Origin of the sequence: Caballeronia sp. GAWG1-5s-s (assembly GCF_023631445.1) — a bacterium.
GTDB lineage: Bacteria > Pseudomonadota > Gammaproteobacteria > Burkholderiales > Burkholderiaceae > Caballeronia.
In genome coordinates this window covers 15,404-27,611 of record NZ_JALQDC010000013.1, presented here as the reverse complement: position 1 = coordinate 27,611, position 12,208 = coordinate 15,404, and the positions used below count along the sequence as shown (strand labels likewise).

Genomic DNA, 12,208 nt, shown 5'->3' with positions numbered 1-12,208 from the left:
TCGCTCAATTGCAGGTGTCTGGCCTATCAGGAGAAGTGTCGAATGTTCAAGTTAACGTTGGTGCCGCAGGACGTGGAAGTTCTGCTACCCGCGAATAGCTCGCTGACGGAACTCGAGTTCGAGTTGCATGGTCAGGACGGCATTCCGTTCGGCTGTCGCTCTGGCGCGTGCGGCGCTTGTGTCATAGAGGTGTTGAATGGTCCCGGGGCACTTGGCGCGAAGCACGGCTGCGAGGCGGAGTTCCTCGACCACCTTGGCTTCAAGGGCGAGCGTTTCCGGCTGGCTTGCCAGTGCCGGCTGATCGGTGACGTCACCATCAGCACGGCGGCGCGTCCATATGCAGAAAGCATCGAAGTCGATCAATAAAGAATCGGCCAGTTCCCACCCTGACGAGACAAGTCCGGCGTTCGATCGGCATTTCGTCAAACGTTCCAAGAGGCAAAAGCAGTGAATCGCGTAAAAAACGTTGGACTTGAGCACAGGACGCCGTTCCTGAGCGCGGCAGCATCGATAAACCTTCGCAGCGAAATCGATACGATCATTGATCGTCAGATCGAGCAGTGGTACGAGACCGTCCCGTATGCTGCGCACCTCGAAGGTAAAGCGGTAGATTCGGAGTACTACAAGCGCCATCTCATCGAGACTGCATGGCGAATTCGGCTCCTGCGTGTTTCGGAGTCGAAAGCCCTTGCAGAAATTGCCAAGTGCAGCCCGGAGGCGGCGCAAGTCTGGGCGAACTATGAACGCGAGGAAATGCTCCACGACGAGCTCTTCATACAGGATCTGGCTCGCACGGGTGTGACACGCGAGCAGTTTCTTGCAACGGAGCCGTATCTGTCCACCAAGCTGCTGACCGGCTTCTTCTCGTATCTACTGGATCACGAAGGGCCTCTTGGCGTCGTGGCCTACTCGTACCTGGTCGAATATGTCAATGTGAAGCTCGAGCCGAAGAAGATCGAGGCGCTCAAGCAATCGGTCGGCGAGGCGAATATTGGCGGGCAGGTTTCGCATTCCCATACCGACATCAACGACGATCACCCGGGTGAAGTGTGGCAAACGATCCGCCATCTGATCCGCTCCGACGCTGACGTGCAAAACCTGAAACGTTACCTCGCCGAGCACCAAGCCATCCTTGCGATGTACTTCAAGGAACTCCACGACGACAAAATCCTGGGCGAACGGCGGCAAGCCGCGTGAAGAGGCGCACGACGATGACGAGAACCGGAGTATTGCTTCTTAGCCACCGCGGCTTTTCCTTCATGGAGGACCTGATCGCTGCGCTCGAAGCACGCGGCTTGTGCAGCTTCGTCTTGTCATCGTCGCCTTTGGCGCCTGGCCGGGCAAAGCGGCTACAGGAACTGTCGACGAAAGCGGACGCTCTCTTCTGCACCGAATGCGATGCACTGACGGCGGATGACGTCGAAGCCGCCTTGGATGAGTTGCGGGAACGGGGCGAGCGCGTCGTAGCTTGCGTATCGGTATGGGAAGGCTATCGAGGCCTGATGGCGCTCGGCAATGAAAAGCTCGGTGTCGCCGACTTGAGCTCGTCCCAAGTGAACTTCCTGAGAAACAAGCTCGCAGTTCGAAACCAACTCGCTGCGGCGGGCTTGAGTCATGCTCGCGCCGTAGCACTAACGCGGGACAACCTGGACGTGCTCAAGTGCGAGGCACGTCCTTACTTTATTAAGCCGATCTGTGGGATCGCATCCTATGGCGCCTTCGCGCTTCGTCCGGACACGTCATGGGATTCGATTGAACGCATCGCCCAAGAGGCGCGCATCGACGAAGTCTACCGTTCCGCGTTCGGCGAGGGCCTCGCTTTCATGGCCGAAGACTACATACCTGGACGGGAGTACAGCTTCGAACTGCTTTTGACGAGCGGGCGTGTTCACGTGTTGGCCATTCACGAGAAGTGCGCAGTCACCGAGATGGCGGGAACTGTTCTCGAGGACGCGTGCGCGAGTCCGCCGATATCGATCGACGCAGCGGCGTGTGCGGAAGGAATCGAATGGATCGACCGGGCTTTCCGGCAACTCGGCCTGAAGTGGGGATGCTTTCATGTCGAGGCGCGGCAGGACGGTGCGCGCTGGGATCTGATCGAAATCAATCCGCGCGTCGGCGGCTGTCTGATCTCGCCCAGCGTGAAGGCGCTGAACGGCGAGGACGGCATACTCGAGTTGTGGCTCGACTTGTTGCTCGCGTCGAGCGCACGAAACGAGAGTACGCTCGACGCCTTCGAGGCTCGCCTCGCGTCGCTCTCATTCACTGCGGACGGCGCGCCCCCCTACGAGCACGCGACATTTTTTCGGGCCTACTTCGGACGTACGGGCAAGCTGGACTACGTCGGTGTGCGTGACGTGGACCCGGCGCCGATCTTAAGTCAATTATTCGTCACGGTGGGAACCGAAATCACGCAGGCGTCCCGAGAGGTGTTCCTGGGACAATTGTTGTGGCGCGTCGCCCGTCGGGAACTTGAGGCTTCGTTGCCGAAGCTGATGCGGATCTCCGAACAGGCCGTCGAAGTCCGCTATACGGAGCCGAACGCGGTACGTGCCGCCTGAGAACCCAAGCTAACGAGAGAGCGCTATGACTATAAAGACCTCAGTGTTCCTAATAATCGACTACAACCTAGCTCGTGTCGCCGAAGTCGCGCATATGTCCGACTATGCGCGGCGCCGCTATCACGTCGATACGCTTCTGATTCGTGCGAATCCGGGCGAGCACGACAAACGCCTCTGCGACCATGTGATCGCGCTAGATCCACGTTCCCCCGGTTTTGTCGATGCCGCATTCGAGGCGCTTGCCCCGTGGCGCCACGCTCTGCGCGGCGCCATTGTGTTCTCGGACAATGCAGTATTCAACGGTGCGGCACTGCTGGAACGTCTCGGATTGCCCGCCGACTCCGCCGAACTTGCGCTCGGCGCATTCAGCAAGCTGGAATACCGACGCACGGAGACTCGGTTTCGCGACATATTGGCAGCGCAGCGCATCATGACTCCCGGGTGCCAGGCCGTGGCGACTCTCGAGGACCTGGAGCGCTTCGCCGCTGCCCATCCGGAGGGTTTCGTCATCAAACCATCCTGCGAGGGCAACAATCGTGGCGTCGTGATGCTTCGGTCGGGCGACGACCTGACGAGCGCGCTCAACGAGGTAATGCCCTATCTCGAAAGCGGCGTCATTTGCGAACAACTCATTCCCTATCACCGGGAATTCTCATACGACGGCGTAGGGAGGCTGTCGTTCGTCACTGAAAAAGTCAGTGCGTCAGGTCGTTATCCAGTCGAAGTGGCGCAGGTGGTGCCGGCGCGCCTCGAACAGCACGAAAATGAGACGCTGCGTCGCGCCGGAGAAGCGGCGAATTGGCTCGTGGGCCAGCGCGACGGGCCCTTCCATAATGAGATCAAGCTTAGCGACGACGGCCGGTCCGCCGCCGTAGTTGAGCCAAACCGCCGCCCCGCCGGCATGAAGATCTGGAAGCTCGCGGAGACAGTGTTTCACGTTGACTTTTATAAGTTGTGGATCGATTCAGTGCTCGGCGGCGGCTTCGAAGCATCGGTGCTCGCACCGACGTGTCAAGCAGCGAGCGTGATGCTCGGCGTGGCCGCGGATAGCTGGTTCGCACCGGAGGAGGTAAGACCCGGCGAGGAACTCCTGAATCGGGCGCTTGCAGCGACTCGCCAACGGCACGGCCTCGCCGAAAATGCACTGCGCATTATCGATTTCAACTGGCTTGGGCAAGATCGCAGGTTCGTGCCGGCAGTGCCCCGCGACAACGGCGATTTCGTCGCCTGCGTCTGTATTTCGCTGCACACAGATGCAGTTGATATTCGTGAAGTGGTGGCGAGCGTGCGCGATTGCTGGACGGAGTCGCTGGGGCGCATTACATCGGCCGACGACAAATCCGAGTCACTGGAGCAAGTCGGCGTGCAACTGGCATCCTGACCCCGATGGGACGCTCATGAGAATTCTAATCCTGCACCGCATCCCCTATCAAAAGATCGAGTATCACCGCGCCGTTGATCACGACGTGCACGAGGTGACGTATTTTGGCAAGCGTGAAGCGCTCGACACGCTTCCGGCATCGTTGCGCTGCGCCACCTTCGAACGGCCCGGTGTTGCTAGCGCATTCGAAGAAGCGCGCGTGTGGCTGACGCGCGAGCCGAAACGGTTCGACCGGATCATCTCGCTGTCGGAGTACGAACTTCTCGACGCGGCGCGTCTGCGCGAGTGGCTCGGCGTGCCCGGCCCGGCGCTCGAACAGGTGCGCCTCGCGCGCGACAAGACGCTGATGAAAACCGCGGTGACCGAGGCGGGACTGAGCGCGCCGCGCTTTCTTCTGCTTCCGGACTTCCTTTCGTCGGGGGGGAGGGCGGCGTGGCAGGGCGCCACGGTGCTGAAGCCGCACAGCGGCGCTTCGAGCGAAGAGGTGGTTGTGTTTCCGAGCGTCGCGGATGCGTACACGGCCATCAAAGCACACCGTTCGGGGGTGCCAGGGCTTGATAGCGGGCACCGTGACGCGGCGCAGTACGAGCTAGAAGAGTTCGTCACAGGCGCGATACTGCATTTCGATGGACTCGTGCAAGATGGGCACGTCCTCACAATGACTGCCAGTGAGTATGTTGGTGATTGCCTGCGATTTGCCAATGGCGAACCGCTAGGGTCATTTCACATTCCATTCGATGACACCGCCCGTGCCTGGGTATCAAGCGCACTGAGTGCTACCGGCATCTGCAATGGCAGCTTTCACCTGGAGGCGATCCGACGGCGCGACGAGTTGGTATTTCTCGAGGTTGGCAACCGAGTCGGCGGCGCTGATGTCGTGAGAACGTTTGAATTGGCGACAGGAATACATCTGCCGTCGCAGGAATTGCGCATTTTGCTCGGCGAAGGCGGTGACTTCTGCAGTTGCGAGAAGTCACGCACGAAGTGGCACGGGTGGTTCGTCTACCCGGGGCATCATCTCAGGAATGCGGCCAACTTTGGCGTCGCTGGCGCGGCTGCGTTCAGCCGAAGTCCATACGTCGTTCACTGGCACGAATTGCCTTTCGGTGCGACGTTGCCTCGAAACATCACTTACCAAGCGCACGAGACGCCGCTCGCGGGCGTCATTGCGACTGATTGCGCGAGCCACACCCGCGACTGGATAGAAAGCTTGTTTGCGTCTGCGTCGCACCAAACGGTGCCGCACCGTGCGTCCGCGGAGGGAAGATGAACCTCTTCTTACTGGCTACGTTCATCTATCGCTTCGCCAATGGCTTACTGTTTCTCGCAGTCGCCTGGAACCTCGTGACGTCTGCCCACGGCGGCGCGATGCCGCTCGCGGTTTCGGCCATCGGCGGATTTCTCCCCGCGGTCATCGCCGCACCGTTCGCGCGCCGCCTGCTTGAGCGCGTGGATGTCGGCAGACTGACACTTTGGGGCATGGTTGCGTTGTCCGTGTGCGCATTGGCATTCACGCTCTTCTTGCATCTTTCGGTCGCGCTGCTAGTCATCAACTTCGCGGTGTTGTCCATTTTTTTCGTACTTGAAGGCGCGTGGGATGCACTTCTAGCCACGATCGCGAGCAGTCTGACAGAGAGCGTGAGCGACAGACTCAACGCACGGCAAAGCGCCGCCACGCAGGCCGGCCTCATGCTCGGCGGACTGCCGCTCGGTTGGCTCGTTCGTCTCGGCGGCAGCGCCACACCCTTCATCGCAGCAGCTGTGCTTTACGTGGCGGCGCTGCTCCTGTTCACTTTGCCCGCGCTACGGCGCATCGTATGGAATGAGCCGCGGCTCCTTGCGACCGAAGCGAACGCGGCGGCGATAACGAAGGCGACTGAGTCGATGCCCTTGACTGAGTGGAGCGTGAAGACGACGCTCGCGCTGGTGTGGCCATGTCTGACGCTCGTCAACATGGTGGTGCCGCTGGTCGCGAACTCGAAAGGGCATGGAACGGTGGAGCACGCGGCCGTTCTCGACGCGGCCATTGGCCTCGGCATGGCGTGCATTGGTGTGGCCTATGAGCGCGTGGCGCGGTTGCCTACCCCAATGCGGCGGGGCTTCGTTGCGGCGGCCGTGTGCTGCGTCCCCTTGCCATTCGTCGTGCTCTTAGCTGCCCCTTATCTGCTTCCCGTGTTGGCGCTTGCATTCTTCGTCTGTGGTATCGGCTTTGGGCTGCTCCGTGTGAGTCTGCGCAGGCAGCTCATCGCGACGCAACCCGCACATCGGGTCGGGCAGACGGTTGCATCGTGCAATGCATACGGATTTCCGGTGCTTACGGTTCTCGCGCTTCTGTACGCGCAGACTTGGGAGCGCGGTGCGTTCGTTCCGTTTGTCGCTTTCTCTGCGATGGCCGTCATCGGCGGAATCGCAACGTTCGATCTGCGACGGGCCACTGCTCGACGCGATGTGGCCTAGCCGCAAATCGGTTAGGCCAAGTGCGCACGACACGTCCCGCCGCTATTCCCAGCGCGCGACGCCCCCATGCCGCGAGCACGTCCCGCTGTGATGCTGGCTGAAGCTGTAGGTTCCGTCGCGGCATTGCGCGCTCGCGCCTTCGGGAACGGCGCCGGAGCGCGAGCGGGCGGGGGAGTGGATCACGTTGCCGTCGTGGTTGCGGTAGTGGCGGTGGGAATCGAGGTCGGATTCGTCGGGTTGCTGCGGGCTGTAGCCGTGGTGGTAGTACGCGTGAGCCGGTGCGCATGCGAGCGCGATCATGCAACCGACGACGAACGCGCCGATTCGTGGCTGTATCTTCATTTTCTGGTCTCTCGTTGTTGTACTCGACGGTCTTGGCCGCCGTCCGCTCATGAAAAAAGCGGAGCGCCATTTTTCAGGCACTCCGCTTTTCGAATCAAGCCGTTGTGACGACTTTTGACGCTCAGACGTTGAACAAGAAATTCATCACATCCCCGTCCTGCACGACGTATTCCTTCCCTTCCGCCCGCATCTTCCCGGCTTCCTTCGCCCCTTGCTCGCCCTTGAACGCGACGTAGTCATCGAACGAGATGGTCTGCGCACGGATGAAGCCGCGCTCGAAGTCCGTGTGGATCGCGCCGGCCGCCTGCGGCGCCGTATCGCCGATATGAATCGTCCACGCCCGGACTTCCTTCACGCCTGCCGTGAAGTACGTCTGCAAGCCGAGCAGCTTGAAACCGGCGCGGATGACGCGGTTCAGCCCCGGCTCATCCATGCCCATGTCGGCGAGGAAATCCTGCTTGTCGGCATCGTCCAGATCGGCGATTTCCGCTTCGATCGCCGCGCACACCGCGACCACCGGCGCGCCCTCGGCTTCCGCGTGCTTGCGCACGGCGTCGAGGTACGGATTGTTCTCGAAGCCGTCTTCCTTCACGTTTGCGACGTACATCGTCGGCTTCGACGTGATGAGGCAGAACGGCTTGATGAGCGCCTGCTCCTCGTCGGTCAGCGAAAGCGCGCGCACCGGCTTTGCCTGATCGAGCTGCGCGCGCACTTTGTCAAGCACCGCGACGAGCTTCGCCGCTTCCTTGTCGTTGCCCGATTTCGCCGCCTTCGAATAGCGGGTAAGCGCCTTTTCGACCGTGGCGAGGTCGGCGAGCGCGAGTTCCGTGTCGATGACTTCGATGTCCGCGAGCGGATCGACCTTGCCCGCGACGTGAATCACGTTTTCGTCTTCGAAGCAGCGCACGACGTGCGTGATGGCGTCCGTTTCGCGGATGTTCGCGAGAAACTGGTTGCCGAGGCCTTCGCCCTTGCTCGCGCCCGCGACGAGACCCGCGATGTCGACGAACTCGACGACAGCCGGCAGGATGCGCTCGGGCTTCACGATCTCGGCAAGCGCCTGAAGGCGCGCGTCCGGCACTTCGACGACGCCGACGTTCGGCTCGATGGTGCAGAACGGATAGTTCTCGGCGGCAATCCCCGCCTTGGTCAGTGCATTGAAAAGCGTGGACTTGCCGACGTTAGGCAAGCCGACGATGCCGCATTGGAGGCTCATGGAATCCTTCGAACTGGTGAGACGGCGCTTCGCCGCGCGGGGTTCGTCAAACGATGCGCGCCGGGCGGCGACAAGGGCGTCCGCCAGCGCAGCGGCCGCTCGGGCGGCCGGGCAAACCGCTATTGTACCGCCGGGCCGGGCCGGCGTTTCCGCCGGCTTGTCCTTTGAGCAAGCGCCAAAACCAGCGCAACCCTCGCAGCTATAATGCCCGCATGACTTCGCATCCCCTGACCTTTCACGCGGTCGTCGTCGGTGGCGGGCTCGTCGGCAAGACCGCCGCGCTCGCGCTCGCCCAGTCCGGCCGGCGCGTCGCGCTGCTCGCGCCGCCCGCGGCCGGTTTGCCGCCCGGCGCCGTCTTCGATTCGCGCATCTACGCGCTGTCGTCCAGTTCGGAGACGCTGCTCGAACGGCTGCGCGTGTGGCAGGCGCTCGATCGTTCGCGGCTCGGCCCGGTGTTCGACATGCGCGTGTTCGGCGACACGCACGCGGAACTGCACTTTTCGGCGTTTCAGGCTTCGGTGCCGCAGCTCGCGTGGATCGTCGAATCGACGTTGATCGAACAGGCGCTCGACGCCGCCTTGCGCTTCCAGCCGAGCCTTTCGTGGTTCGAGGCGCGCGCGCAGGGCATGACGATCGACGACGATGCCGCGCACGTCGTGCTGTCGAGCGGCGAAACGCTGCAAACGGACCTGATCGTCGGCGCGGACGGCGCGCATTCGTGGGTGCGCGCGCAGATGGGCGCGAAGATGCATCGCCGCGATTACCGGCAAACGGGCGTCGTCGCGAACTTCAAGGCCGAGCGGCCGCACGGCGAAACTGCATACCAATGGTTCCGCGATACCGAAATCATCGCGCTGTTGCCGCTTCCGGGCGATCACGTGTCGCTCGTCTGGTCGGCGCGCACGGAGCACGCGGACGAACTGCTCGCGCTCGATCCGGCGCAACTGGCCGCGCAAGTCGAAGCGGCCACGCAGAACACGCTCGGCGCGCTGGAATGCGTGACGCCCGCGCAGGGCTTTCCGCTCGGGCTGCAGACGGTGGACCGGCTGATCGCGCCGCGCGTGGCGCTTGTCGGCGATGCCGCGCATCTCATTCATCCGCTGTGCGGGCAGGGCATGAATCTCGGCCTGCGCGACGTCGCCACGCTCGCCGATGTCATCGCGAACAAGGAAGCCTTCCGCGATCTCGGCGATCCGATTCTGCTGCGCCGCTACGAGCGCGCGCGCCGCGAAGACATTCAGAAGCTGACGCTCGTGACGGACGGCATGCAGCGCCTGTTCTCCGCGCCGGGCACCTTCGCGCAGGCCATTCGAAATACCGGCATGGCGCTCGTCGGCGCCCAGCCGCTCGCCAAACGCTGGCTCGTCTCGGCGGCGCTCGGGTGACGCGGCAAGTTCAACGGTCCAACTCACAACACCAAGGCGGGCGCGGTCGTCACGCGTCGCCCCATTATCGGGATACGGCATGAAAACCACTCTTCGCCTTGCTCTCGCCGCGGCAGCCACGCTCGCCGCGACGCTCGGCCTCGGCTGTTCGGCGCAGGCCGATCAAACCACCGACAAGCTCAAGTCCACGCTCGAAGCGCGCATGGGCGAAGTGACCATCAAGAGCATCGACAAGACGCCGATTCCGGGGCTCTACGAAGTGAACCTCGGCACGCAGATCGTCTATAGCGACGCGACCGGCAACTACGTGATGGTCGGCGATCTCGTCGACACGCGCAGCAACAAGAACCTGACCGAAGCGCGGCTCTCCGAGACCAACAAGATCGACTTCGCGAAGCTGCCGTTCGAGAACGCGGTGAAGGTCGTCAAAGGCAACGGCAGCCGCAAGATCGCGGTGTTCTCCGATCCGAACTGTCCGTACTGCAAGCAGCTCGAATCGTCGCTGAAGTCCATCGACAACGTGACCGTGTACACGTTCTTGTATCCGGTGCTTTCGCCGGATTCGACCGAGAAATCGAAGTCGATCTGGTGCTCGAAAGATCGCGCGATGAGCTGGGAGAGCTGGATGCTCGACCGCAAGCCGCCGACCACCGCCGGCACGTGCGACACCGCCGCGATCGACAAGAACCTGAAGCTCGGCCACGCGATGAACGTCTCGGGCACGCCGACCGTGTTTCTCGCGGACGGCCGCCGTCTGCCCGGCGCGGTGCCCGCCGACCGGCTGGAAAAGGAAATCTCGGCCGCGCACTGATCGCGGCCCGATCTGGCAAGAGGAGGCGTGAGGGCGCCTCCTTTCGTTTTACGGCTCGCCATTGCGCATCCGGCGCAATGAAGCAACGCCCAGAACAAGAACAAGGACGACTATGGCAATGACTTCGCTCACGCAACCGGTGCGCTACAGCATCGTTCCGAAGAACCCGGCGGCGCATCTGTTCGAAGTGACGCTGACCGTCGCGCAGCCCGATCCGGCTGGACAGCGGTTTTTGCTGCCGGTGTGGATTCCCGGCAGCTACATGATCCGCGAATTCGCCCGCAATATCGTCACGCTGCAGGCGTTCAACGCGGCCGGCCGGCGCGTCGCCATCGAAAAGACGGACAAGCACGCGTGGCAAGCCGCGCCGGTCGACGGCCCGATCACGCTGCGCTACGAAGTCTATGCGTGGGACATGTCGGTGCGTGCCGCGCATCTGGACGATACGGTCGGATTCTTCAACGGCACCAGCGTCTTTCTCGCGGTGGAAGGGCAGTCGAGCGCGCCGTGCGTCGTCGATATTCAGCCGCCACCGGGCGGCGCGCACCGCAACTGGCGCGTCGCGACGGCGCTCGCCGAATCGCGCGGAACGAAGCGCTACGGCTTCGGCAGCTACGAAGCCGCGAACTACGACGAACTGATCGACCATCCGGTTACGCTCGGCGAATTCGCGCTCGGCAACTTCACCGCGCACGGCGTGAGGCATGACATCGTGATCGCGGGGCGCGTCGTCGCGCTGGACATGCAACGGCTCGCGGCGGACCTGAAGCGCGTGTGCGAAGCGCAGATCGCGCTCTTCGAACCGCGCACGAAGAAAGCGCCGATGGACCGCTACGTGTTCATGACGGTCGCCGTCAGCGATGGTTACGGCGGGCTGGAGCATCGGGCATCGACGGCGCTGATCTGCAATCGCACCGACCTTCCGGTGCAGGGCCGCCCGGAGATGACGGACGGTTATCGCACGTATCTGGGCCTGTGCAGCCACGAGTACTTCCACACGTGGAACGTGAAGCGCATCAAGCCGGCGGCGTTCGCGCCGTACGATCTGTCGCAGGAAAATTACACGTCGCTGCTTTGGCTCTTCGAGGGCTTCACGTCGTATTACGACGATCTGATGCTCGTGCGCAGCGGTCTCATCAGCGCGGGCGATTATTTCTCGCTGCTCGGCAAGACCATCGGGGGCGTGCTGCGGGGCAGCGGGCGGCTCAAGCAATCGGTCGCGCAGAGTTCGTTCGATGCATGGGTCAAGTACTATCGCGCCGACGAGAATGCGGCCAACGCCATCGTCAGCTATTACCAGAAGGGATCGCTGCTCGCGCTGGCGTTCGATTTGTCGATCCGCGCGCAGACCGACAACCGCAGATCGCTCGATGACGTGATGCGGCTACTCTGGCATCGATACGGCCGCGAGTTCTACAACGGCAAGCCGCGCGGCATCCGCGAAGAAGACGTCGAGGCGCTGTTCGCGGAGGCGACCGGCGCTGACCTGCGCGCGCTCTTTCGCGATGGCGTGCGCGGCACGCGCGATCTGCCGCTCGATGCGCTGCTCGAGCCGTTCGGCATCGCCCTCGCGCCCGACATGCCGACCAACGGCACGGCCGGCAAGCCGTCGCTCGGGGCGCGGGTGCGCGGCGGCGCGGAATGCACGCTCGCGGTCGTTCATGACGGCGGCGCGGCGCAGAAGGCGGGACTGTCGGCCGGCGACGTGCTGGTGGCCATCGACGGCCTGCGCGTCACCGGGTCGAATCTGGACGCGCTGCTGTCGCGCTATTTGCCGGGCGCGAGAATCGAGGTGCATGCGTTCCGCCGCGACGAACTGCGTCGCACCGAGGTCAGGCTCGACGCGCCCGAAGTGTCGCGCTACGTGCTGACCGCGATGGACGGCCGCGGTCCGTCGAAGCAGTGGCGCGAGCGCTGGCTGAAAGGCTGACCTGCAGCGCGGCCGTCGGAGGATTGTTCTACCGATGCAACGATCCTTCACGGCCGCGCCGCTTTTTCCCGAACGTCGAAAATTGAAGAATGCTTCCTAACGCGGGCGCGCTTGCCGTCCGCTCC

At 62.8% G+C, this 12,208-nt stretch carries 11 protein-coding genes; 9 read left to right on the top strand and 2 right to left on the bottom strand.

The genetic code is table 11. The annotated features are described in order from the left end of the window. The first annotated feature begins 42 nt into the window (after positions 1-42). From NCR34_RS12235 to NCR34_RS12210, 6 genes are all read left to right on the top strand, one after another. Positions 43-366: a 2Fe-2S iron-sulfur cluster-binding protein gene (locus NCR34_RS12235; protein ID WP_248320572.1), complete on the top strand. Its 324-nt coding sequence runs from the start codon at positions 43-45 to the stop codon at positions 364-366. Between the two features lie 81 nt (positions 367-447). Then, positions 448-1,197 (top strand): hypothetical protein, encoded by a 750-nt coding sequence (locus NCR34_RS12230; protein WP_248320571.1) that lies wholly within the window; start codon positions 448-450, stop codon positions 1,195-1,197. Between the two features lie 14 nt (positions 1,198-1,211). Further along, positions 1,212-2,561, top strand: a complete 1,350-nt coding sequence (locus NCR34_RS12225; RefSeq protein ID WP_248320570.1) for an ATP-grasp domain-containing protein — start codon at positions 1,212-1,214, stop codon at positions 2,559-2,561. Positions 2,562-2,586: 25 nt separating this feature from the next. Further along, the gene (locus tag NCR34_RS12220; RefSeq protein ID WP_248320569.1) at positions 2,587-3,942 is read left to right on the top strand and encodes an ATP-grasp domain-containing protein; all 1,356 of its coding nucleotides are present in this window, start codon (positions 2,587-2,589) and stop codon (positions 3,940-3,942) included. A 16-nt stretch (positions 3,943-3,958) separates the two neighbouring features. Further along, complete coding sequence (locus NCR34_RS12215) at positions 3,959-5,212, top strand: ATP-grasp domain-containing protein (RefSeq protein WP_250500050.1); 1,254 nt, start codon at positions 3,959-3,961, stop codon at positions 5,210-5,212. Further along, entirely contained in the window at positions 5,209-6,399 is a 1,191-nt protein-coding gene (locus tag NCR34_RS12210; RefSeq protein WP_248320567.1) for an MFS transporter, read from the top strand. Before NCR34_RS12215 ends, NCR34_RS12210 begins: the two co-directional genes overlap by 4 nt. 42 nt (positions 6,400-6,441) lie before the next feature. Here NCR34_RS12210 and NCR34_RS12205 read toward each other — a convergent pair whose 3' ends face one another. Together NCR34_RS12205 and ychF are read right to left on the bottom strand one after the other, a co-directional pair. Next, positions 6,442-6,741, bottom strand: a complete 300-nt coding sequence (locus NCR34_RS12205; protein ID WP_371747347.1) for a DUF3761 domain-containing protein — start codon at positions 6,739-6,741, stop codon at positions 6,442-6,444. A gap of 121 nt (positions 6,742-6,862) precedes the next feature. Beyond that, positions 6,863-7,957 carry a redox-regulated ATPase YchF gene (gene ychF, locus NCR34_RS12200; RefSeq protein WP_175946619.1) on the bottom strand — a complete coding sequence of 365 codons (1,095 nt, stop codon included), beginning with the start codon at positions 7,955-7,957 and terminating at the stop codon, positions 6,863-6,865. A 212-nt stretch (positions 7,958-8,169) separates the two neighbouring features. Here ychF and NCR34_RS12195 point away from each other — a divergent pair, with 212 nt between their 5' ends. From NCR34_RS12195 to NCR34_RS12185, 3 genes are all read left to right on the top strand, one after another. Further along, positions 8,170-9,342 (top strand): UbiH/UbiF family hydroxylase, encoded by a 1,173-nt coding sequence (locus NCR34_RS12195; protein WP_248320566.1) that lies wholly within the window; start codon positions 8,170-8,172, stop codon positions 9,340-9,342. A gap of 79 nt (positions 9,343-9,421) precedes the next feature. Then, a complete protein-coding gene (locus NCR34_RS12190) occupies positions 9,422-10,153 on the top strand; it encodes a DsbC family protein (protein ID WP_248320565.1) in 732 nt (243 codons plus the stop codon). Positions 10,154-10,271: 118 nt separating this feature from the next. Further along, positions 10,272-12,083 carry a M61 family metallopeptidase gene (locus tag NCR34_RS12185; RefSeq protein WP_250500049.1) on the top strand — a complete coding sequence of 604 codons (1,812 nt, stop codon included), beginning with the start codon at positions 10,272-10,274 and terminating at the stop codon, positions 12,081-12,083. Positions 12,084-12,208 lie beyond the last annotated feature (125 nt).

Coding starts and splice junctions, on each gene's coding strand:
- NCR34_RS12235 (WP_248320572.1), top strand. CDS start 43: ATGTTCAAGTTAACGTTGGTGCCGCAGGACGTGGAAGTTCTGCTACCC.
- NCR34_RS12225 (WP_248320570.1), top strand. CDS start 1,212: ATGACGAGAACCGGAGTATTGCTTCTTAGCCACCGCGGCTTTTCCTTC.
- NCR34_RS12220 (WP_248320569.1), top strand. CDS start 2,587: ATGACTATAAAGACCTCAGTGTTCCTAATAATCGACTACAACCTAGCT.
- NCR34_RS12215 (WP_250500050.1), top strand. CDS start 3,959: ATGAGAATTCTAATCCTGCACCGCATCCCCTATCAAAAGATCGAGTAT.
- NCR34_RS12210 (WP_248320567.1), top strand. CDS start 5,209: ATGAACCTCTTCTTACTGGCTACGTTCATCTATCGCTTCGCCAATGGC.
- NCR34_RS12205 (WP_371747347.1), bottom strand. CDS start 6,741: ATGAAGATACAGCCACGAATCGGCGCGTTCGTCGTCGGTTGCATGATC.
- ychF (WP_175946619.1), bottom strand. CDS start 7,957: ATGAGCCTCCAATGCGGCATCGTCGGCTTGCCTAACGTCGGCAAGTCC.
- NCR34_RS12195 (WP_248320566.1), top strand. CDS start 8,170: ATGACTTCGCATCCCCTGACCTTTCACGCGGTCGTCGTCGGTGGCGGG.
- NCR34_RS12190 (WP_248320565.1), top strand. CDS start 9,422: ATGAAAACCACTCTTCGCCTTGCTCTCGCCGCGGCAGCCACGCTCGCC.
- NCR34_RS12185 (WP_250500049.1), top strand. CDS start 10,272: ATGACTTCGCTCACGCAACCGGTGCGCTACAGCATCGTTCCGAAGAAC.